Source organism: Pseudomonas avellanae BPIC 631 (assembly GCF_000444135.1).
Taxonomy (GTDB): Bacteria; Pseudomonadota; Gammaproteobacteria; order Pseudomonadales; family Pseudomonadaceae; genus Aquipseudomonas; species Aquipseudomonas avellanae.
In genome coordinates, this window is the sequence record NZ_ATDK01000568.1 from 1 (window position 1) to 21,191 (window position 21,191).

Sequence of the window (21,191 nt, forward strand, 5' to 3'; positions counted from 1 at the left end):
GGGCTATAAGGCAAAGACAGTGCCTATACGCTGGCCTTTTTACGGGCTGCGCAGTTGAGCATTGCCTGTCGGTCGCCCGGCACATTCAATTTGCGGGTCGCCAATCGGCGTCACGCGGGTATGACGCCGGCGGTGATGGGCAACATCAACCGCACCTATTCAGCGTTGTTTCTGTATGACGACCCTCGCGTCGAAATGCTGGTCATCGACAACCAGTACACCCAGGCTTTCGAGCCGGACCTGCCTTTTTCCAGCGCAGGCCGTGAGCAGAACCGTCTGGACATGCTGCTCGGTGGTCATCTGTCCGCTGGAGACGCACGCACGACGTTTTGCAATACCTGCTACCTCGGGCTGGCGGAGTTTCTCGGCCGGGCCCTGAGCTGGGGCAACGGTGTCGATGCAGTGGTCAGCGGCGACTCGAGAAAGGAGCAGAGGCAATACATTACCTGGATCATGCGTCTGGCCCAGCGTACCGGGCAGCACTCGGGTCGCTGGGGCAACCAGACCCTGAATGGGGTGCTCAAGGTGATCGACACGATTGGCCAGGCCTACTACAACGAACTGTATGGGGAGGGCGATGACGCCCCGCGTGTCATGCGCCCCATTACCTGCCCTGACAAAGCCACCGCGCCCGCTTTTATCAGCATTGCCGACCTGATCAGTTGCACGGCGGACGAGCACTGGAACCTGCTCACCGAGTTTCTGGATTTTCGCTTCGACGATCTGGCGTTCAGCTTCAGCGAGTCCGATTGCGCCAACCCGGTGCTGATGGCCCACATGCGCGGCCTGACCGCGGAGTATCTGCAAGGGCGCAGTTATGCTGACGGAATAGCCGAGTACCTGGAGCTGGCCACGTCACTGATGCGCAGAAAGCAGATGCCGCCGCGGTTGATCGACCAGGCGCTCAGCGCCTATGCCGGCCGTGAGCGTATCGATACGCGCCGCGAACTGGCCGCAAGCTTCGCTCAGGACGGCTTTGGCCTGAACGAAACACAACTGGTCTGCCTGTTGTTCTCACCGTTCGTGAACCAGGGCGATGGCCTGGAAGATTTTCTGCGCCGCTGCCATTCCGGCATGCTGGTAGCGCTGCCGGATCTGCACAAGGTGCTGTCAGGCTCGACGGCGCCTGATCAGGTCGTGCAGTGGCTGGTGGAAATCAGCGGCTTGAGCCTCAGGGAACTGCAGAACCTCTACCGCAAGCACCGTGTGGACTTCGACGACGAGCACTCGATCATCGCCAGAATCCGCGCCGCAGACCCTGACAAGCGCCGGATCATGACCGTCGATCCGATGACCGGGCAGGCGGTGGTGCAAGTGCTCTCCGGGCGTTGAACATGAAAAACAACGCCGATTTCGCCTATCAGGCGGTCTATCGCTACCTTGTGCAGTTGGTTGATCAGGGGCAGGGCGAGTCGGCGCTCAAGATGCCGTCGCTGCGTCATCTGGCCCGGCGCCTGCGCGTATCGATATCCACGGTACAAAGTGCCTATTCGCTGCTGGAAAAAGAGGGGCGTATTTATTCCGTTGCCAAGTCGGGTTATTACTCGGCACCGCGCAGCGCAGCTATTGAAGTGCGGGCACGCTGTGACAGCGACGGCGATCTTTTGCAGATGTACCATTACTACGCTCGACGTTCTGGCATGTCGTTGTTGGGCAGCGATGCGCCGACACTGTTGCAGGCGCAGGAAAGCCCGCTGCTGGCGATGGAACACGAGCTGGTCCGGAATTATCCGCGCCCGCGGCAAGCGGATTTTCAGCCTTTCGGCGAACTGCAATTGCGCATCGCGCTGGCAGCCCGTTACACCCGCGGTGCCGAGCATTGCTGGCACGCCGACAATGTTCATGTCGCCCCCGACTTGCATGGCGCATTCAACGCCGTTCTCGAAACCCTGGGGTTGCGCGGTGGCGCAGTACTGGTCGAGTCGCCTTGCGCCTGGAGCTTGCTGAGGTTGCTGCGGTCATTCGATATCCGGGTCATCGAGTTGCCGCTGGACGAGGCCGGCGGCCTTGATCCGATACAGCTTGAACGGCTGTTGCTGGAAAATAACGTCGGCCTTGTTGTGTTGCCTTCAATGTTCAATTCCATACGAGGCAGCGTACGGCCGCTGTGCAACAGTCGGGCAGTGGCCGAAGTGCTTGACCGCCATCAGGTCTGGGTGCTGGAAAACGACAGCCACGGTGGCTTGCAGTTTGTTGACGATCACGTCTGCCTGCGGCACCTGGTTGACCCGCAGCGTCTGATCATCATCGGTACGTTCGAGAAAAGCCTTGGGCCGGAAGCGCCTTACGGTTATCTGCTGTGCAGGAATCTGGATGCACAGTGGCAGGCGTATTTCCTGCTGCGCGCCTTTGAACTGCCGCCCATTCGTCAGCGCGCCATCGCCCGGTTGTGCAGCGGCGGGCGTCTGGACAAGCACTTGGCTCAGTTACGAGAGGCGCTGGCTGGACGCATGCAATTGATGATGCAGCACCTGAATGAGCACACGGAAGGATTGCTGCGTTACGAGGTGCCCGAGGGTGGCTGCGGGATCTGGGCCCGAAGCGTGCATCCGGTGGACATGCGCCAGGTCTTCAACAGGCTGCTGGCCAAACGCATCGTCATCACGCCCGGTGAGCTGTTCAGCCTGGAGAGCCTCTATGGGCAACATCTATGGATCAGCTACGCGATTGACTGGAGTCGGGATCCGGGCGAACTGTTGAGCGCACTGGCGCAGGCATTACAGCTGGCACGTCGGCCTTGAGCGCTGGCATGGCGGGCCGTCGATCCATTTGTGTTTGCCAGACGTGATCCAAGGCTGTTAACTGTACGCCCGTCCAGTACCAACAACCAACGGCCCCCCAGCGCAGTGACCCCAATCGCCCCTGTCAATCCCGATCCCGCGCCAGCAACGGTCGGCGATCCGCCTGCACGTTATGCAGTGGCGGTGCGCGCGTTGTGCGAGTTCACGGCCAAGGTCGGTGATCTCGATCTGCGTTTCACGCCATCGCCAACGGCGCAGGAAGGGATTGCCGGGCATCGCACGGTCGCGTCGCGTCGCGGTGCCGATTATCAGGCCGAGCTGGCGCTGAGCGGCGATTACCACGAGCTGACCGTGAGGGGCAGGGCAGACGGCTACGACGCAGGCCGCAACCAGCTGGAAGAGGTGAAAACCTATCGCGGCGAGCTGGACGCCATGCCCGCCAACCACCGTCAGTTGCATTGGGCGCAGGTGAAGGTGTACGGCTGGCTGCTCTGCCAGCGCCTGCAACTTGAAGAAGTGACGCTGGCGCTGGTGTATTTCAACATTGTCAGCGAGCAGGAAACCCTGATCCGTGAGCCGTTCAGCGCTGCGACGCTGCAACGGTTTTTCGAGCAGCAGTGCACGATATTCCTCGGCTGGGCGCGGCAGGAGCTGGCGCACACTCAGGCGTTGCACCAGACGCTGGGCCGCCTGAAATTCCCCCATGCGTCGTTTCGTACCGGCCAGCGAGCGCTCGCCGAATCGGTTTACAAGGCGGTGAGCACCGGCTGTTGCCTGATGGCCCAGGCTCCGACCGGCATCGGCAAGACAGTGGGCACGCTGTTTCCATTGCTCAAGGCGGCCCCCGTCCAGAAGCTCGACAAGATTTTCTTCCTGACCGCCAAGACGCCGGGGCGGCGGCTGGCGCTGGATGCGCTGGAAGTCATCAGGCACAGTGCGCCTGAACTCAGGCTGCGGGTGCTGGAGTTGGTGGCGCGGGACAAAGCCTGCGAGCATCCGGACAAAGCCTGCAACGGAGATTCCTGCCCGCTGGCCCGTGGCTTTTACGACCGTCTGCCTGCCGCACGCTCGGCGGCACTGGAGTCGCCCTGGCTGAATCAGGCTGGCGTGCGCGAGGCCGCCTTGCTGCATCAGGTCTGTCCGTACTACCTGAGCCAGGAACTGGCGCGCTGGGCCGACGTGGTCATCGCCGACTACAACTATTATTTCGACTTGAGCGCGCTGTTGTTCGGCCTCGGTCAGCTCAATCAATGGCGGGTGGCGGTGCTGGTCGATGAAGCGCACAACATGGTCGAGCGGGCGCGGCAGATGTACAGCGCAAGCCTCGATCAGAGCCAACTGAAAGCCTTGATCCAGACCGCGCCCGACCCGGTGAAAAAAGCCCTGCAACGCGTGGACCGGCAATGGAATGCACTGCACAAGGCGCAGGCCGGTGTCTATCAGGCTTACCCGGCGGCACCGGACAAATTTCTCAACAGTCTGAACCTGTGCATCTCGACCATCGGTGACCATTTCAACGAGTATCCGCAGGCGGTGGATGGCACGTTGCAGGGGTTCTATCTGGAGGCCATCGGTTTTGCGCACATTGCCCAGCTGTTCGACGAACATTTCATTTTCGACATCACCCGGCGCGAGGCCGGTGGCAAGCGCATCCTGTCGCGCCTGAGCCTGCGCAACGTGGTGCCGGCACGCTTCATTCGCCCGCGCCTGAGCGCTGCACGCAGCACTGTGCTGTTTTCCGCGACACTCAACCCACGGCATTACTACACGGACTTGCTGGGGTTGCCAGCCAATACGGCCTGGATCGACGTCGAGTCGCCGTTCCATCACGATCAACTGGACGTGCGCATCGTCAGCCGCATCTCTACCCGTTTCACTCATCGGCAGGCGTCGCTGGCACCGATTGTCGAACTGATGGCTACGCAGTTCGCAGCGCGGCCGGGCAACTATCTGGCGTTTTTCAGCAGCTTTGATTACCTGTTACAGGTGGCCGAACTGATGGCACGCACGCATCCGCACATCACCCTCTGGCAGCAGGCGCGAGGCATGGCCGAAAGTGAGCGTCATGCGTTTCTCGAACGTTTCACCCTGAGCAGTCAGGGCATCGGCTTTGCGGTGCTGGGCGGCGCTTTTGGCGAAGGCATCGACTTGCCGGGTGCTCGTCTGATCGGTGCATTCATCGCCACCCTCGGGCTACCTCAGCTCAACCCGGTCAATGAGCAGTTCAAGCAACTCATGGCTGCGCTGTTCGGCGCGGGCTACGATTACACCTACCTTTACCCCGGCGTGCAGAAGGTCGTGCAGGCGGCGGGGCGGGTGATTCGCAGTCAAAATGATAGCGGCGTGGTGATGCTGATCGATGACCGTTTTGCCGAACGCAAGGTGGCGCAACTGTTCCCTGCGTGGTGGCGGCCTGAAACCGTTGACGGCTGAGGGATCGATACCCGAGCAACGCTGTCGAACTGCGAGTAAACTGCCGCGCTGATCATGGTTTTAGCCGTGGCAGCCTTTTTTCAGTGTTCATGGAGGTTGTATGAGTCTCAGTCCTTTCGCCGGCAAGCTGGCACCTGCGCAGTTACTGGTCGATATTCCGAGACTGGTCACCGCTTATTACACCGGCCAGCCTGATGCATCGGTGTCGACCCAGCGCGTTGCCTTCGGCACTTCCGGGCATCGCGGCACCTCGTTCGAGCTGGGCTTCAACGAATGGCACGTGCTGGCCATCAGTCAGGCCATCTGTCTATACCGCAAGGCCAACGGCATCGACGGCCCTTTGTTTCTGGGTGCCGACACCCACGCGCTGTCCACGCCAGCCGCTGCCACCGCGCTTGAAGTGCTGGCTGCCAATGGCGTGCAGGTGATGATCTCCGAAGGCGACGAGTACACGCCAACGCCTGCGGTGTCTCACGCGATCATCTGTTACAACCGTGGCCGCACGTCCGGGCTGGCTGACGGCATCGTCATTACCCCGTCGCACAACCCGCCGCAAAGCGGTGGCTTCAAGTACAACCCGCCCAACGGCGGCCCGGCCGACAGCGATGTCACCAAGTGGATCGAGAACAAGGCCAACGAGCTGCTGGCCGAGAAGGTCGTCGGCGTTTCGCGCATCAGCCATGAAAAAGCCTTGCGTGCCGACACCACGCACCGCCATGACTACGTTAATAGCTACGTCGCTGACCTGAAGAACGTCATCGATCTGGACGCCATCCGCGATTCAGGCTTGCGTCTGGGTGTCGACCCGCTGGGCGGGGCAGGGGTAAATTACTGGTCGGCGATCGGCGAGCATTACGGCCTGAATCTGGATGTGGTCAACAAATTTGTCGACCCCACGTTCCGTTTCATGACCGTGGACTGGGACGGCCAGATTCGTATGGACCCGTCCTCCAGCCATGCGATGCAGAGCCTGATCGGCCTCAAGGATCGTTATCAGGTGGCGTTTGCCTGTGACCCCGACCACGACCGCCACGGTATTGTGACCCCGACCGGCGGGCTGATGACGCCCAACAGCTACCTCGCGGTGTCCATCGACTATCTGTTTCAGAACCGCCCGGACTGGCGCGCTGATGCAGCGGTCGGCAAGACCGTGGTCAGCAGCGGCATGATTGACCGTGTGGCCGCACGTCTGGGCCGACGCCTGTACGAAGTGCCGGTCGGCTTCAAGTACTTCGCTCAGGGGCTGTTCGAGGGTTCGCTGGGCTTTGGCGGTGAAGAAAGTGCCGGTGCTTCGTTCCTGCGTCGCGATGGTTCGGTCTGGACCACCGACAAGGACGGCCTGATTCCGGCATTGCTGGCGGCAGAAATGACCGCGCGCACCGGTCGCGACCCGAGCCAGCTCTACAAGGCCATGACCGATGAGCTTGGCGAGCCGTTCTCGACCCGCGTCGATGCCAAGGCCAACCCGCAGCAGAAGGCGTTGCTGAGCAAGCTGTCGCCGGAGCAGGTCACGTCCACCGAATTGGCCGGCGAGCCGATCCAGCAGGTGCTCAGCAATGCGCCGGGCAATGATCAGGCGTTCGGCGGCGTGAAAGTCATGACCGAAAACGGCTGGTTTGCAGCGCGCCCGTCAGGCACCGAGGACATCTACAAGATCTACGCCGAAAGCTTTGTCAGCGAAGATCACCTCAAGCGCCTGGTGGCAGAGGCTCAGGTATTGGTGGACGGGGCAATTTCGCCGAAGTAATGACTGTTTTATTCAATACCCGAAAAACCTCGAACCGCAAAAAAGAGGACGCAGAGCGTCCAGAACTGCATGCGACGCGGAGCGTCGCACGATCGGTTCGGGGTTTTTCAGCTTTTGACGTGTGGGTCAGTCGCGATAGAAGACCTGCACCAGGTGGTAGCCGAATTTGCTTTTGATGGGGCCGTGCACCACGCGTAATGGCTTCTTGAAGATCACCTGATCGATCGCGCCGACCATCTGGCCGGGCCGCACTTCGCCCAGATCACCGCCACGTTTGCCCGACGGGCAGCTAGAATGTTTTTTAGCCAGCACATCGAATGCCTCACCCTTGGCGATGCGCTGCTTGAGCTGTTCGGCCTCTTCGGCGGTCTTCACCAGAATATGGCGGGCTTGGGCTTTCATGTCGCAATATCACCTGTCGCAAAAGGCTGCCATTATGCCAGTCCTTGGCTGCTGACGCCCGTACAGGTCTTGAGCGGCTGACAGCGTTGTCCTGCTGCACGCGTGCCGTCACTAAGGCCCATCGTTTTTCACTTCATTTTGTACGGTATTGATTATGGATTTCCCGGCGTTGTTGAAGATTCTGGCCAGTCAGGACGGATCGGACCTTTATCTTTCTACCGGAGCACCGCCGTGTGCCAAATTCAACGGCGTGCTCAAACCGCTGGGCAGCGAAACGCTCAAGCCCGGCGAAGTGGCGGTGGTTGCTCAAGGGCTTATGGACGAGGAACAGAAGCTCGAGTTTCTCCGGGAACTGGAGATGAACCTCGCGGTGTCATTGGCTGGCATCGGCCGGTTCCGGATCAATATCTTCATGCAGCGCAACGAAGTGTCCATTGTCGCGCGTAACATCAAGCTGGACATTCCGCGCTTTGAGGACCTGTTCCTGCCGCCGGTGTTGCTTGACGTGATCATGGAAAAACACGGTCTGGTGCTGTTTGTCGGCGCCACCGGCTCGGGTAAATCTACCTCGCTGGCGGCACTGATCGATTACCGTAACCGCAATGCCAGCGGGCACATCATCACCATTGAAGACCCGGTCGAATTTATCCATCGGCACAAGAAATCCATCGTCAATCAGCGGGAGGTCGGCGTCGACACCCGCAGCTTTCGCGCGGCACTGAAAAACACCTTGCGTCAGGCCCCGGATGTGATTCTGATCGGCGAGATTCGCGATCGCGAAACCATGGAGCACGCGCTGGCATTCGCCGACACCGGCCACCTGGCGATTTCGACCCTGCACGCCAACAACGCCAATCAGGCGCTGGACCGAATCATCAACTTCTTCCCGGAAGAGCGGCGCGCGCAGCTGTTGCACGACCTTGGCAACAACCTCAAGGCGTTCGTGTCTCAGCGGCTGGTAAAGACGCCTGATGGAAAACGGCGCGCGGCGGTGGAGGTGATGATGGGCACGCCGACCATCCGCGATCTGATCCAGCGCAACGAACTGACCGAGCTCAAGGGCATCATGGAAAAGTCTGGCAGCCTCGGGATGCAGACGTTCGATACCGCGCTGTTCAACCTGGCCGTCGAAGGTGCGATTAGCGAGGAAGAGGCGTTGAAGAATGCCGACTCGCAAAACAACGTGCGCCTGCGCCTCAAGCTGCACAGCGAGAACGGAGTGACCAGCCTGACCACGCCGCCCCCGGCACCGACCGGCAGCAGCACAGCCAGCACCGCCGAGTGGGGCCTGGTCGACGATGACGAGCCGGGGCCGCAGGCGTAAATCGGCTAACGTGTCGCTCGCCCGCGATCTATTAATGTAGGAGCGGACCGGGCGACGCTTCGCTTTTGTGTGGGACTTGTCCGCGAAGACGGTGTTTCAGACGGCGCATTTTCGGAGAATGCATAGGCCCTTTCGCGGACAAGCGAAGCGTCGCCCGGTCCGCTCCCACGCCCTGCTGGCAGAAGCCCCGTTGTGGGCCAGATAGACATACGTCCGCTTTTGATTCGGGCCGGAGGCCGTGGGAGCGAGCTTGCTCGCGAACTGCCGGGAACCTGCAGCAAAACCGATCGCCTCGGTGTGCCAGACACAGCCGAGGTGACTTGTTTCAGAGCCGCTTCGCAGCCCATCCGTTCTGGGCCGGATCACTCCGGGTGCGCAGCCGCCAGCAATTCCTGCGTATACGGATGCTGCGGCGATTCAAAAACATCGTGACTGGCGCCGCGCTCGACCACTTTGCCGTCCTTGACCACAATGACGTCGTGGGCCAGGGCCTGGACGACTGCCAGATCGTGGCTGATGAACAGGTACGTCAGCCCGTGCTTCTGCTGAAGATCGCGCAGCAGTGCAACCACCTGTTTCTGCACCGTGCGGTCCAGCGCTGACGTGGGCTCGTCGAGCAGTATAAGCGCCGGTTTCAACACCAGTGCTCGCGCAATGGCGATGCGCTGGCGTTGGCCGCCGGAGAACTCGTGCGGATAGCGATGGCGACACTGCGGGTCGATGCCGACCTCTTCCAGCGCCCGAATCACCTCGGCGTCGCATTGTGCCGGGTTGAACTGACTGTGCACTTCCAGACCTTCACTGATGATCTGTGCCACTGACATGCGTGGGCTGAGGCTGCCGTAAGGGTCCTGAAAGACCACCTGCATCTGCTTGCGCCACGGCCGCATCTGCTTCTGGCTGAGGCCGTCCAGCGCCTGCCCCCGGAAGCGGATGCTGCCTTGCGACTCCAGCAGACGCAGGATCGCCTGGCCTAGTGTCGACTTGCCGGAGCCCGACTCGCCGACGATGCCCAGCGTCTTGCCGCGCTGAATGCTAAGGCTGATGTCATCCACCGCTTTCAGGTATTCCTTGTGCCGCCGCAGAACGCCGCCGGTCAGGGAGAACCAGACTTTCAGGTTATCGACCTGCAGCACCGTTTCCCGGGTGTCGCGTGGCAGCGGTTCGCCCGCAGGTTCGGCGTCCAGCAGCAGGCGGCTGTAAGGATGTTGCGGTGATTTGAACAGCGACTTGCAGTCGGCCTGCTCGACAATCTCGCCCGCGCGCATCACGCACACCCGCTGTGCCACGCTGTGCACCAGATTCAGGTCGTGACTGATCAGCAGCAGCGACATGTTCAGGCGCTGCTGCAGCTCTTTGAGCAGCAGGAGAATCTTGCGCTGCACGGTGACGTCCAGCGCGGTGGTCGGCTCGTCGGCGATCAGCAGTTCCGGCTCGCAGGCCAGTGTCATGGCAATCATCACCCGCTGGCGTTGCCCGCCGGACAGTTCATGCGGATAGGCTTTGAGGCGCTTCTCCGGCTGTTGAATGCCGACCAGCTCCAGCAGCTCGATGATGCGCTTCTGCGCTTCACGGCCACTGATGCCACGATGCAGCAGCAAGGTCTCACCGATCTGTCGGGACACGCTGTGCAACGGGTTCAGCGACGTCATCGGTTCCTGAAAGATCATCGCGATGCGATTGCCGCGCAGCTCGCGCAAGGTGCGCTCGTCAGCGCCCACCAGTTGTTGACCACGGTAAGTGATGCTGCCGGTGGTCAATGTGCCACTGCGGGGCAGCAGTTGCAGGATCGAGTGCGCCGTGACGGACTTGCCGGAGCCCGATTCGCCGACCAGCGCCAGACACTCGCCACGCCGAACATCCAGGCTCAGGTGGCTGACCACTTGCTGCCCGTTGAAAGCGACGCTCAGGTCGCGAATTTCGATCAGGTTTTCCGCCATGTCAGGACCTCGGGTCGAAGGCATCGCGCAGCGCCTCGCCAATGAATACCAGCAGCGTGAGGATCAGCGCGAGGGCAAAGAACGCCGTCAGGCCCAGCCAGGGCGCTTGCAGGTTTTGTTTGCCCTGAGCGATCAGCTCGCCCAGCGAGGCGCTGCCGGCAGGCATGCCAAAGCCCAGAAAATCCAGCGCGGTCAGGGTGGAAATGGCACCGGTCAGAATGAACGGCAGGTAGCTCAGAGTGGCATTCATGGCATTGGGCAGGATGTGGCGCATGATCACTTTCCTGTCCCCCAGACCGAGTGCTCGGGCCGCTTTGACGTATTCCAGGTTGCGGCCGCGCAAGAACTCGGCGCGCACCACATCGACCAGGGTAAGCCAGGAAAACAGCGCCATGATGCCCAGCAACCACCAGAAATCAGGCTCGACAAAACCCGACAGAATGATCAGCAGGTAGAGCACCGGCAAGCCTGACCAGACCTCAAGCAGCCGCTGGCCGAACAGGTCGACCCAACCACCGTAATAGCCCTGCAGCGCACCGGCGCTGATGCCGATCAATGCGCTGACGAAGGTCAGCACCAGCGCGAACAGAATTGAAATGCGCGCACCGAAGATCACCCGCGCCAGTACATCGCGCGCCTGATCGTCTGTACCCAGCCAGTTGTTCGTCGAGGGCGGGCTGGGCGCGGGGGTCGTCAGTTCGTAGTTGGGCGTGTCGTCACTGAACGGGACGGGCGGAAACAGCATCCAGCCGTCGCCTTTGGTGATCAGCTGGCGCACGTAGTCACTGCGATAATCCGGCTGGAAGGGCAGTTCGCCGCCAAATTGCTGCTCGGTGTAGCGCTTGAATACCGGGAAATACAGCGAGTGCTGGTAACTGACCATCAACGGTTTGTCATTGGCGATCAGCTCGCCGCCCAGCGTCAGGGCGAACAGTCCGCAGAACAGCCATAACGACCACCAGCCTCGGCGATTGCTGCGAAAACGTTCCAGACGGCGACGCGCCAGTGGGGAGAGGTTGCGCATCAGGCATTCCTCGCGCTGAAGTCGATTCGCGGGTCAACCAGCGTGTAGCAGACATCACCGATCAGTTTTATCAGCAGGCCGAACACGGTGAAAATGAACAGCGAACCAAAGACCACCGGATAATCCCGCGAGACGGCCGCTTCGTAGCTCATGCGGCCCAGCCCGTCCAGCGAGAAAATCACCTCGATCAGCAACGAACCTGCAAAAAACACGCTGATGAATGCCTGCGGAATGCCTGAGACCACCAGCAGCATGGCGTTGCGAAACACATGCCCGTACAGCACACGTCGCTCGCTCATGCCCTTGGCGCGGGCCGTGGTCACGTACTGGCGGGTGATTTCATTGAGGAAAGAATGCTTGGTCAGCAGTGTCAGTGTGGCAAAGCCGCCAATCACCAGCGCTGAAACCGGCAGCACCAGGTGCCAGAAATAGTCGGCGACCTTGCCGAGCGTGCTCAGTTGCTCGAAGTTGTCCGACACCAGCCCGCGCACCGGGAACCAGTTCAGCGACGTGCCGCCGCAGAACACCACCACCAGCAGCATGGCGAACAGAAACGCCGGCGTGGCGTCGCCGATGATGATCGCGGTGCTGCTCCAGATATCGAACTGGCTGCCATGTTTGACCGCTTTGCGAATGCCCAGCGGAATCGACACAAGATAGGTCAACAGCGTCGCCCACAACCCCAGCGAGATGGAAACCGGCAGCTTTTGCAGAATAAGGTCGGTGACCGTCGCGCCGCGAAAAAAGCTGCTGCCGAAGTCCAGTCGTGCGTAGCTTTTCAGCATTAGCCACAGGCGTTCATGCAGCGGTTTATCAAAGCCGTATTGACGCTCGATTTGCTTTATCAGCACCGGGTCCAGCCCTCGGGATGCCCGAGAGTGCCCGGCGCCGGCCGATTCAGTGGCGCCCGCGCCGACGGTTGCGCCGCCAATGCCCTGCAAGCGCGCAATGGCTTGTTCGACAGGACCGCCCGGCGCGGCCTGGACGATGAAAAAGTTGACCAGCAGAATGCACAGCAGGGTAGGGATGATCAGCAGCAGGCGCCGCAGGATATAACCGAGCATTCAGTGCATCTCCGAAACAATGGCCGACGCACCGCGCTTCTCGGCGAACTGCTCGTTGGTCAGCGGCGTAGGGCTGATTTCCCACCACGTTTCAATCGCCTCGTTATTGCTGGCCTGGATTTTCGGGATGCCGAAACGGTTCCACCAGACTGTCGAGGAGCCGGGCGGGTAATAGTTGGGAATCCAGTAGTAATTCCATTGCAGCACGCGGTCCAGGCAGTGTGCGTAGTCGGTCATGGTCTGCTTGTTGTCGGCCTTGACCAGCCCGGCAATCAGCGTGTCGACGGCGGGGTCCTGAAGCGCCATGTAATTGCTGGAGCCGGGGTCCATGGCCACTTTCGAGCCAAAGCTGTTGTACAACTCGGCCCCGGGCGAGGTGGACACCGGGTAACCGGTGACAATCATGTCGTAATCGCGGGCCATGACACGATTCAGGTATTGCGCGGAGTCGATGCGGCGAATATCGAAATGAATACCGATCTGCGCCAGCGTGCGTTTGTAAGGCAGCAGCATTCGCTCGAAACCGCTCTGCGCATTGAGAAACGTAAAACTGAATGGCTCGCCCTGAGCATTCACCAGTTCATCACCTTTCGGCGTCCAGCCCGCTTCTTTCATCAGCGCCAGGGCTTGCAGTTGCTTGTCGCGAATCAAGCCGGTGCCGTCGGTCTTCGGCGTTTTGAACACCCTGTCGAACACCTCTTTGGGGACAGTGCCACGCAGTGGCTCAAGAATCTTCAGTTCGGCGGGAGTGGGCAACTGGCTGGCGGCCAGCTCGGAGTTCGAGAAGTAGCTGTCCTGGCGAATGTACATGTTGCGCATCATCTGCCGGTTGGTCCACTCGAAATCCCAAAGCAATGACAGCGCCTGGCGTACGCGGCGGTCCTGAAACATCGGTCGATTCAGGTTGAAGATAAAGCCTTGCGAGCTTTGCACCGCGCCGGTAGCCAGTTGTGCTTTTTGCAGGCGACCGTCGCTGAGCGCCGGGCCGTCGTAGCGGATCGAATAACCGGTGGCTGAAAATTCGCGGTTGTAGTCGTAGGCGCCGCCCTTGAGAACCGTGCGTGCCACGTCGATGTCGCCAAAATATTCAATGCTGAATGTGTCGAAGTTATACAGGCCTTTGCTGACTGGCAGGTCTTTGCCCCACCAGTTTGGGTCGCGCTCGAAGGTGATGGTGCGGCCCGGGTCGACATGGCTAATGGTGTAAGGGCCGCTGCCCGGCGGTATTTCAAACCCCGCGCCGCTGGCAAAGTCGCGGGTTTTCCACCAGTGTTCGGGAAAAACCGGCAGCGAGGCGAGATCGAGGGGCAGGGTGCGGCTGTCGCTGTGTTTGAAATCGAAGCGGATCTGCGTCGACGATTCGACTTCCAGGCCTTTGACCGCCTCGAACTGGGTGCGGTATTGCAGGTTGCCCTGGGTCATCAGCAGTTCGTAGGTGTATTTCACATCATTGGCGGTGATGGGTGTGCCGTCCGCGAAACGTGCCTTCGGGTTCAGGTAAAAGCGCAGTGAAAGGCCGTCCGCGCCACGCTCCATCTTCTCGGCGACCAGCCCGTAAACCGTATAGGGCTCATCCATCGAGCGTGTGGCCAGCGGCGCATAGAGCATGCCGTTGATTTGCGAGACACCCATGCCCTTGTCGATAAACGGCATCAGGTGATCGAACTGGCCGATCTCTATGGCCGAGCGACGCAGGCTGCCACCCTTGGGAGCATCGGGGTTCACGTAGTCGAAATGCCTGAAATCGGCGGGATAGCGCGGGGCCTCGCCATAGACGGTCAATGCGTGTTGCGGTGCCGCGGACAGGGTTTGAACGGCGCCGACCAGGGTCAGCGTCAAGGCGAGCAATGATGAACAGACAAAACGCATGACTCAAATCCTGACTGACGTCCGCAAGCGAATGTCAGGGTTAAAGGCGACTGGCGATAATAGGTATGACGAAATTCCCGGCAGAAATCATGTCTCTGCGTCGCGGTATCTTTTACAGACAAATGATCGCTTCGCCAAGCCGCTGCGAGCACGCAGGTGTATCAATGGCCGCACACAAAAACGGCCCATCCGAAGATGAGCCGTCTGGTGATCAGCGCAGCAGGATCAGTCCTGGCGGCTGGTCACTTCCAGCAGGTGGTAGCCAAACTGAGTCTTTACCGGCCCCTGAACGGTGTTGACTGGCGCGCTGAACACGACAGTGTCGAATTCCTTGACCATCTGGCCTGGACCGAACGAACCCAGATCACCGCCCTGACGGTTGGATGGGCAGCTGGAATTGGCCTTGGCGACTTCAGCGAAATCAGCGCCGCCTTCGATCTGAGCCTTGAGTTCGTTGCATTTATCTTCGCTCGAAACAAGGATGTGGCGGGCAGTTGCTTTAGGCATGGGAAACAATCTCCAGTGAAAAAAAGAAATAGCGTACCGGATTCAGTACGGTATTTCCCGACAAAGTTCCTTCGCCTTGTCTATCTGTAACGCAAGCGGTCGACCGCTTCACGCAACAACTGCTCGGTGGCGGTCCAGCCCAGGCAGCCGTCGGTAACCGACACCCCGTACTGCAGCGGTTCGCCCAGCGCCTGGCAGCCGTCGAACAGATGGCTCTCGATCATCATGCCAATCAGTGACGGGTTGCCGGACAGGCGCTGTTCAAGCACATCGTTGAACACGTGAGGCTGACGCGCCGGGTCCTTGCCGCTGTTGGCGTGGCTGCAATCGACCATGATTCGCGAAGCTATGGCGTTTTTGCTCAGGCCGGCCTGCACCTGAGCAACGCTCTGGCGATCGTAGTTGGGGCCGCTGTGCCCGCCGCGCAACACAATGTGCGTGTCCGGATTGCCCTGCGTCTCGATGATCGCCGGGTGACCGTGACCGTCCATGCCGAAGTGACGATGCGGGTGCGCCGCTGAGCGCATTGCGTCGCTGGCCACCGCTACGCCGCCATCCGTGCCGTTCTTGAAGCCGACCGCCATGGGCAGGCCGCTGGCCATTTCCCGGTGGATCTGCGATTCGGTGGTGCGAGCGCCAATAGCGACCCAACTGAGCAGGTCGTCGAAGTAGCCGGCGGCCATGGGCTGCAGTATTTCGGTGGCGATTGGCAGGCCCATGCCCAGCATGTCACGCATCAACTGCCGCGACAGCGTCAGGCCGCCGGCCATGTCGTCACTGCCATCCAGGTCGGGGTCGTACGCAAGGCCTTTCCAGCCCACGGTGGTGCGCGATTTCTCGACGTAGGCACGCATCACCAGCAGCATCTGATCGCTGACTTCTACGGCCAGGCTGGCGAGTCGCTCGGCGTATTCCAGCGCCGATTGCGGATCATGGATTGAGCAGGGGCCCACGATGACCAGCAGTCGTGAGTCTTCACCATTGAGAATGGCGCGCACGGCGCGGCGATGGGCTGCAACCTGTTCGGTCAGCGAGGCATTGAGTGGCAGGCGCATTTTCAGCTCAAGCGTGCTGGGCAGGCGTTTGGAAGCGGAGCTGTTGTCCGCCAATGCGATGGCATGGCTGGACAGGTCGGACGATTTGGCAACGGACGAATTCATGTTCTGGCTTCCTGGGCTGGCGGAGTTGACTCCGCGCAGGCCCTACTGGGGTGTTCGACAAAGGGCCGTATGGGCCGGACATTCAGAATTGCCACCTGGCAGTGACCGAACGGAGGCGGCAGGCTGTCCCGAACGGAGGTGGCTAAATCGCCAGGCGAAGTCGGTGTCGTTGCGGTAATAAGTGGCGTGGTTCATGTCGTAATCCTCAGTGTGCAGCGTGATTTTTATGAAGCTTGGAAAAAATACAGGGCCCTGAAAAAACAAAACCCCCGGTCGGGTAGCCGACCGGGGGTAGAGAATTCTCTGGTTGGCGTCCCCTTGAAGTGGGCGCCGGATGGGTATCAGGCGCGCCAGTGGCTAAACCAATACCCATAATAAGTGTTGAGCAGCGGACGTGTGCTCACCGATGCAATCCGCACAGCCACAGCGCGTACCAGGCGAGGAACGCCGGCAAGAGCTTGAAGCGCTGAGTGGATGGATTGCAGCATGGTGTGTCTCCGTAGAATGGCTGGTAGCTTACTTCAGGAAAGGAGGCGCGTTCAATTGGAAAATTCAATCACCCGGATTATCAAACGCTGTGAGTGAGCGGGGCCCATTCAGTGGTCAGGCGTCTAACCGCTCAACGGCTGATGACAGTGGGTGCCGAAGCGGGCTATCTTGCAGGTCGGACAACCGCTGCATGCGCGTGCATCAGTCTTCACCTCAGACAGTCTGGTCTTAACTCTCCACTTCCTCTTGCAGGGTTTCCGTCGTCGGGATCGTCCCGATCTTCATGCCCAGCAGCACCGCTACCTTATGTGCTTCGCCACGTCTTCCTTTCTTGCGCCCTGCCAGCACCTGGTAGGTTGTAGCCGGATCAATGCTGTTTTCACGAGCAAATTCCTGAACGGATTTTCCCTGTTGATCAAGCCAGGCCTTGGCTTGTGCAGCAGTGCGTATTCCGGGCATAGTTCAAAACCGTTCAAGTAGATTCAATTTTGCGGGATTCTAGCATTCGTTAGGATAGTTTCAACAAGGTTATACATTCAAATGAATGGAATTGGTTGCCGGTTACGAGAAGAACGAGAACGTCTGGGCATGTCCCAGCGAACTTTCGGTGAAATAGGAGGCGTCGAAGCTAACGCTCAGGGAAAGTATGAAAATGGTGACCGTGCCCCCAAGGCCGATTATCTGGCTGCTGTCGCGGCCAAGGGTGTAGATGTGCTTTACGTGCTGACCGGAAAACGCACACCGGTGCCGATTGACAATCTCAGCGTCATCGAGGAAACGATTCTGGGCAACTACCGGGTATTGGAGAAGGAAGACCAGGACGCTATCAGGCGCTTGACCACCTCTATCGCTGAACTTTCTGCGCCCTTTGTCGGTGTGGAAAAGCTTCCTTCGGGTCACTGACTCCGCAAGCAGGTAGCGGCTGTAGCGAGGTTTTTCAGGCTGTTTTGAAACGCGCACTGTCATGTTGTCGGGCGTCTGACTTCGCAGTGCTAGGTCTCACTCACCGTTTTTGTTATGGTGACTGGCATTCGTTATGACCGTTGCGCGAGGTGTCTGCTTGATTAAGGTGCTAGTTGTCGATGACCATGACCTTGTTCGGACAGGCATCACACGCATGCTGGCCGACATAGAAGGTCTACAGGTTGTCGGGCAGGCCGATTCCGGTGAGGAATCGCTGAAGAAAGCGCGGGAGCTCAAGCCCGATGTGGTGCTCATGGACGTCAAGATGCCCGGCATTGGCGGTCTGGAGGCAACCCGCAAGATGTTGCGTAGCCATCCTGATATCAAGGTCGTTGCAGTCACTGCCTGTGAAGAAGACCCGTTCCCGACCCGCTTGTTGCAGGCTGGTGCCGCCGGTTACATGACCAAGGGCGCAGGGCTTGCCGAGATGGTTCAGGCCATTCGCCTGGTGTTCGCCGGTCAGCGCTACATCAGCCCGCAGATTGCCCAGCAACTTGCGTTGAAGTCGTTTCAGCCGCAGGTCAACAATTCGCCGTTCGATCTGCTGTCCGAACGTGAAATCCAGATCGCCCTGATGATTGTCGGCTGCCAGAAAGTCCAGACCATCTCGGACAAGCTGTGCCTGTCACCGAAAACCGTCAATACCTACCGATACCGTATCTTTGAAAAGCTTTCGATCAGCAGTGATGTTGAACTGGCTTTGCTCGCTGTACGTCACGGCATGGTTGATGCCAGCGCCTGAACATGACCCAGACATTCGATCCAAGTGCATTTCTCGCGACCTGTAGCGGTCGCCCTGGCGTTTATCGCATGTTCGATGCCGACGCCACTCTGCTGTACGTCGGCAAGGCCAAGAACCTCAAGAAGCGTCTTGCCAGCTACTTTCGCAAGACCGGGCACGCACCCAAGACCGGCGCACTGGTTGCGCGCATCGCCCAGATCGAAACCACGATCACCAACAACGAAACCGAAGCGCTGTTGCTGGAACAGACCCTCATCAAAGAGTGGCGGCCTCCGTACAACATCCTGCTGCGTGATGATAAGTCCTACCCGTATGTGTTCCTGTCCGACAGCACTTACCCGCGGCTGAGCATTCATCGTGGTGCAAAGAAGGCCAAGGGTCGATATTTCGGGCCGTATCCCAGCGCTGGTGCCATTCGTGAAAGCCTGAGCCTGCTGCAAAAGACCTTTCAGGTGCGCCAGTGCGAAGACAGCTTTTTCAAGAACCGCAACCGGCCTTGTCTGCAATATCAGATCAAACGCTGCAAGGGGCCTTGCGTCGGCCTTGTCGAGCCTGATGTGTACGCCGAAGACGTGCGTCACTCGGTGATGTTTCTCGAAGGGCGCAGCAATGCATTGAGCGATGAGCTGAACGCCTCGATGGAAAAGGCCGCGATGGCGCTGGATTTCGAGCGCGCGGCCGAGTTGCGAGATCAGGTTGCGCTGCTGCGGCGCGTTCAGGACCAGCAAAGCATGGACGGTGGCACAGGCGATGTGGACGTGGTTGCCGCGTTCGTCAATCCGGGCGGCGCCTGTGTGCACCTGATCAGCGTGCGGGGCGGCCGGGTGCTGGGCAGCAAGAACTTCTTCCCGCAGGTCGGTATAGAAGAGGAGGTCGGTGAAGTGATGTCGGCCTTCCTGGCGCAGTATTTTCTGGGCGGTGTTGACCGCGAGTTGCCCAGTGAGGTCATCGTCAACGTAGTCAACGAAGACTTCCCGGCACTGATCGATGCCATCGAAGAATCGCGTGGCCGGGAAATGACCATCAGTCACCGGGTGCGCGGCACTCGGGCGCGCTGGCAGCAACTGGCGGTCACCAATGCCGAGCAGGCGCTGGCAGCGCGGCTGGCCAATCGTCAGCACGTTGCTTCGCGATTTGAAGCGTTGGCAGTTGTCCTCAATCTCGACGAGCCGCCGATGCGTCTCGAATGTTATGACATCAGCCACTCCAGTGGTGAGGCGACCGTGGCGTCCTGTGTCGTGTTCGGGCCTGAGGGGCCGATCAAGTCCGATTATCGCCGCTTCAACATCGAAGGCGTGACCGCCGGTGACGACTACGCCGCCATGCACCAGGCCCTGACCCGGCGCTACAGTCGCATCAAGGCCGGGGAGGGCAAGCTGCCCGATGTGCTGCTGGTGGACGGTGGCAAGGGGCAAATGTCCATGGCTCGCGATGTGCTCAACGAATTGCAGGTGCCGGACCTGATCCTGCTCGGTGTTGCCAAGGGCACCACGCGCAAGGCCGGTTTCGAGACGCTGTACCTCAATGACGCCGCCCATGAGTTCACGCTGCCTGGCGATTCACCTGCGTTGCACCTTATTCAGCAGATACGCGATGAGGCGCACCGCTTTGCAATCACCGGCCACCGTGCGCGCCGTGGCAAGACCCGACGTACATCGACGCTCGAAGGTATTGCAGGCGTCGGGCCGACCCGGCGACGTGATCTGCTCAAACATTTCGGTGGATTACAGGAATTGTCCCGTGCCAGCATCGATGAAATAGCAAAAGCACCCGGAATCAGTAAAAAGCTGGCAGAGTCGATTTATGCAAACCTGCACAGCGAGTAGAATGCTCACTCACCTCGTAGCCAGTTGTGCCGATGAATATCCCTAATCTGATCACCGTACTACGCGTTTTACTGATTCCAATCTTCATTTTGCTGTTCTATATGCCTTATCACTGGAGCTACATGGCCGCCAGTGCAGTCTTTGCGTTCGCTGCAGCGACCGACTGGCTCGACGGGTATCTGGCCCGCCGTCTTGAGCAAAGCACGCCATTCGGTGCGTTTCTTGATCCGGTAGCAGACAAACTGATGGTGGCCGTGGCCCTGGTGCTGCTGGTTCAGGCGCACGCCAACCTGTGGCTGACCCTGCCGGCAGCGGTGATCATCGGCCGCGAAATCGTGATTTCCGCGCTCCGCGAATGGATGGCGGAAATAGGCGCGCGTGCGCAAGTCGCCGTTTCCAACATGGGCAAATGGAAAACCGCCGCGCAAATGCTGGCGCTGGTCATCCTGCTCGGCAACCCGCCGGCAGTCACCTTCTGGGTGATTTTCGGTTACGCATTGCTGCTCGTCGCAGCGGGGCTGACCCTGTGGTCGATGGTGCAATACCTCAGAGCCGCATGGCCGCATCTCAAGACCACAGCAGAAAAAAAATAAGTTTTTGAATCAAGGGCTTGACGCAGCTTTCTGAAACGCTAGAATAGCGCCCTCATCAAGACAATGCGGGAATAGCTCAGTTGGTAGAGCACGACCTTGCCAAGGTCGGGGTCGCGAGTTCGAGTCTCGTTTCCCGCTCCAAATTATGATCTACAGAGTTCCATTGAAGTCTGTAAGTCATTGAAATCAGGACCTTCGGGTCGTTTTTTTGCTCCAGCGAAATCTGCTGAAAACCACCGCCAGCGAGTCTTTTTGAGTCCATTTTTGTTGTCGCTGACCGAAAACTGACCCAGTAGAGGCTGTTCTGCCGACTGAAAACTGACCCAGGTGTTCAACTGCTTCTGCTCACTTTTTGAGCAGGAGAACA

Annotated in this window: 17 protein-coding genes, 1 tRNA gene and 1 pseudogene; 10 read left to right on the forward strand and 9 right to left on the reverse strand. The window is 59.6% G+C overall.

The annotated features are described in order from the left end of the window. Positions 1-9: 9 nt before the first annotated feature. From DW49_RS0126160 to pgm, 4 genes and pseudogenes are all read left to right on the forward strand, one after another. Positions 10-1,332 (forward strand): annotated as a pseudogene (locus tag DW49_RS0126160) (hypothetical protein); the annotation flags it as partial. A 2-nt stretch (positions 1,333-1,334) separates the two neighbouring features. Next, positions 1,335-2,741 carry an aminotransferase-like domain-containing protein gene (locus DW49_RS0126165; protein ID WP_005618492.1) on the forward strand — a complete coding sequence of 469 codons (1,407 nt, stop codon included), beginning with the start codon at positions 1,335-1,337 and terminating at the stop codon, positions 2,739-2,741. 105 nt (positions 2,742-2,846) lie between these two features. Continuing rightward, positions 2,847-5,174, forward strand: a complete 2,328-nt coding sequence (locus tag DW49_RS0126170) for an ATP-dependent DNA helicase (RefSeq protein WP_005618491.1) — start codon at positions 2,847-2,849, stop codon at positions 5,172-5,174. A gap of 100 nt (positions 5,175-5,274) precedes the next feature. Continuing rightward, on the forward strand, positions 5,275-6,921 hold the full coding sequence (gene pgm / locus DW49_RS0126175) for a phosphoglucomutase (alpha-D-glucose-1,6-bisphosphate-dependent) (RefSeq protein ID WP_005618490.1): 1,647 nt from the start codon (positions 5,275-5,277) through the stop codon (positions 6,919-6,921). 126 nt (positions 6,922-7,047) lie between these two features. Here the strand turns inward: pgm and DW49_RS0126180 are convergent, their stop codons facing one another. Beyond that, positions 7,048-7,323, reverse strand: a complete 276-nt coding sequence (locus tag DW49_RS0126180) for a peptidylprolyl isomerase (protein WP_003373489.1) — start codon at positions 7,321-7,323, stop codon at positions 7,048-7,050. Between the two features lie 154 nt (positions 7,324-7,477). On the opposite strand from DW49_RS0126180, the gene DW49_RS0126185 reads away from it, so the two are divergent. Then, positions 7,478-8,647: a PilT/PilU family type 4a pilus ATPase gene (locus DW49_RS0126185; protein WP_017682837.1), complete on the forward strand. Its 1,170-nt coding sequence runs from the start codon at positions 7,478-7,480 to the stop codon at positions 8,645-8,647. Positions 8,648-9,009: 362 nt separating this feature from the next. Here the strand turns inward: DW49_RS0126185 and DW49_RS0126190 are convergent, their stop codons facing one another. From DW49_RS0126190 to DW49_RS0126220, 7 genes are all read right to left on the reverse strand, one after another. Beyond that, entirely contained in the window at positions 9,010-10,587 is a 1,578-nt protein-coding gene (locus tag DW49_RS0126190) for an ABC transporter ATP-binding protein (protein ID WP_005618489.1), read from the reverse strand. Position 10,588: 1 nt separating this feature from the next. Next, a complete protein-coding gene (locus DW49_RS0126195; RefSeq protein WP_005618488.1) occupies positions 10,589-11,611 on the reverse strand; it encodes an ABC transporter permease in 1,023 nt (340 codons plus the stop codon). Further along, positions 11,611-12,675 (reverse strand): microcin C ABC transporter permease YejB, encoded by a 1,065-nt coding sequence (locus DW49_RS0126200; RefSeq protein ID WP_005618487.1) that lies wholly within the window; start codon positions 12,673-12,675, stop codon positions 11,611-11,613. Before DW49_RS0126200 ends, DW49_RS0126195 begins: the two co-directional genes overlap by 1 nt. Continuing rightward, positions 12,676-14,544, reverse strand: a complete 1,869-nt coding sequence (locus tag DW49_RS0126205; RefSeq protein WP_005618485.1) for an extracellular solute-binding protein — start codon at positions 14,542-14,544, stop codon at positions 12,676-12,678. A 225-nt stretch (positions 14,545-14,769) separates the two neighbouring features. Continuing rightward, positions 14,770-15,051 (reverse strand): peptidylprolyl isomerase, encoded by a 282-nt coding sequence (locus tag DW49_RS0126210; RefSeq protein ID WP_005618483.1) that lies wholly within the window; start codon positions 15,049-15,051, stop codon positions 14,770-14,772. Positions 15,052-15,131: 80 nt separating this feature from the next. Continuing rightward, positions 15,132-16,211 (reverse strand): 3-deoxy-7-phosphoheptulonate synthase, encoded by a 1,080-nt coding sequence (locus DW49_RS0126215; protein ID WP_005618480.1) that lies wholly within the window; start codon positions 16,209-16,211, stop codon positions 15,132-15,134. A gap of 717 nt (positions 16,212-16,928) precedes the next feature. Continuing rightward, positions 16,929-17,159, reverse strand: a complete 231-nt coding sequence (locus tag DW49_RS0126220; protein ID WP_005618477.1) for a DNA-binding protein — start codon at positions 17,157-17,159, stop codon at positions 16,929-16,931. A gap of 81 nt (positions 17,160-17,240) precedes the next feature. Here DW49_RS0126220 and DW49_RS0126225 point away from each other — a divergent pair, with 81 nt between their 5' ends. From DW49_RS0126225 to DW49_RS0126245, 5 genes are all read left to right on the forward strand, one after another. Continuing rightward, entirely contained in the window at positions 17,241-17,603 is a 363-nt protein-coding gene (locus DW49_RS0126225; RefSeq protein ID WP_081591560.1) for a helix-turn-helix domain-containing protein, read from the forward strand. A 157-nt stretch (positions 17,604-17,760) separates the two neighbouring features. Further along, positions 17,761-18,405: a response regulator transcription factor GacA gene (gene gacA / locus DW49_RS0126230; RefSeq protein WP_005737926.1), complete on the forward strand. Its 645-nt coding sequence runs from the start codon at positions 17,761-17,763 to the stop codon at positions 18,403-18,405. Between the two features lie 2 nt (positions 18,406-18,407). Beyond that, entirely contained in the window at positions 18,408-20,231 is a 1,824-nt protein-coding gene (gene uvrC / locus DW49_RS0126235; protein WP_003383313.1) for an excinuclease ABC subunit UvrC, read from the forward strand. Positions 20,232-20,263: 32 nt separating this feature from the next. After that, entirely contained in the window at positions 20,264-20,824 is a 561-nt protein-coding gene (pgsA, locus tag DW49_RS0126240) for a CDP-diacylglycerol--glycerol-3-phosphate 3-phosphatidyltransferase (RefSeq protein ID WP_005737927.1), read from the forward strand. A gap of 65 nt (positions 20,825-20,889) precedes the next feature. Continuing rightward, positions 20,890-20,965 (forward strand) — tRNA-Gly (locus DW49_RS0126245). Positions 20,966-20,967: 2 nt separating this feature from the next. Here DW49_RS0126245 and DW49_RS1000000133475 read toward each other — a convergent pair. Then, the coding region (locus DW49_RS1000000133475; RefSeq protein ID WP_081681993.1) for a hypothetical protein at positions 20,968-21,191 on the reverse strand (224 nt) is incomplete at its 5' end.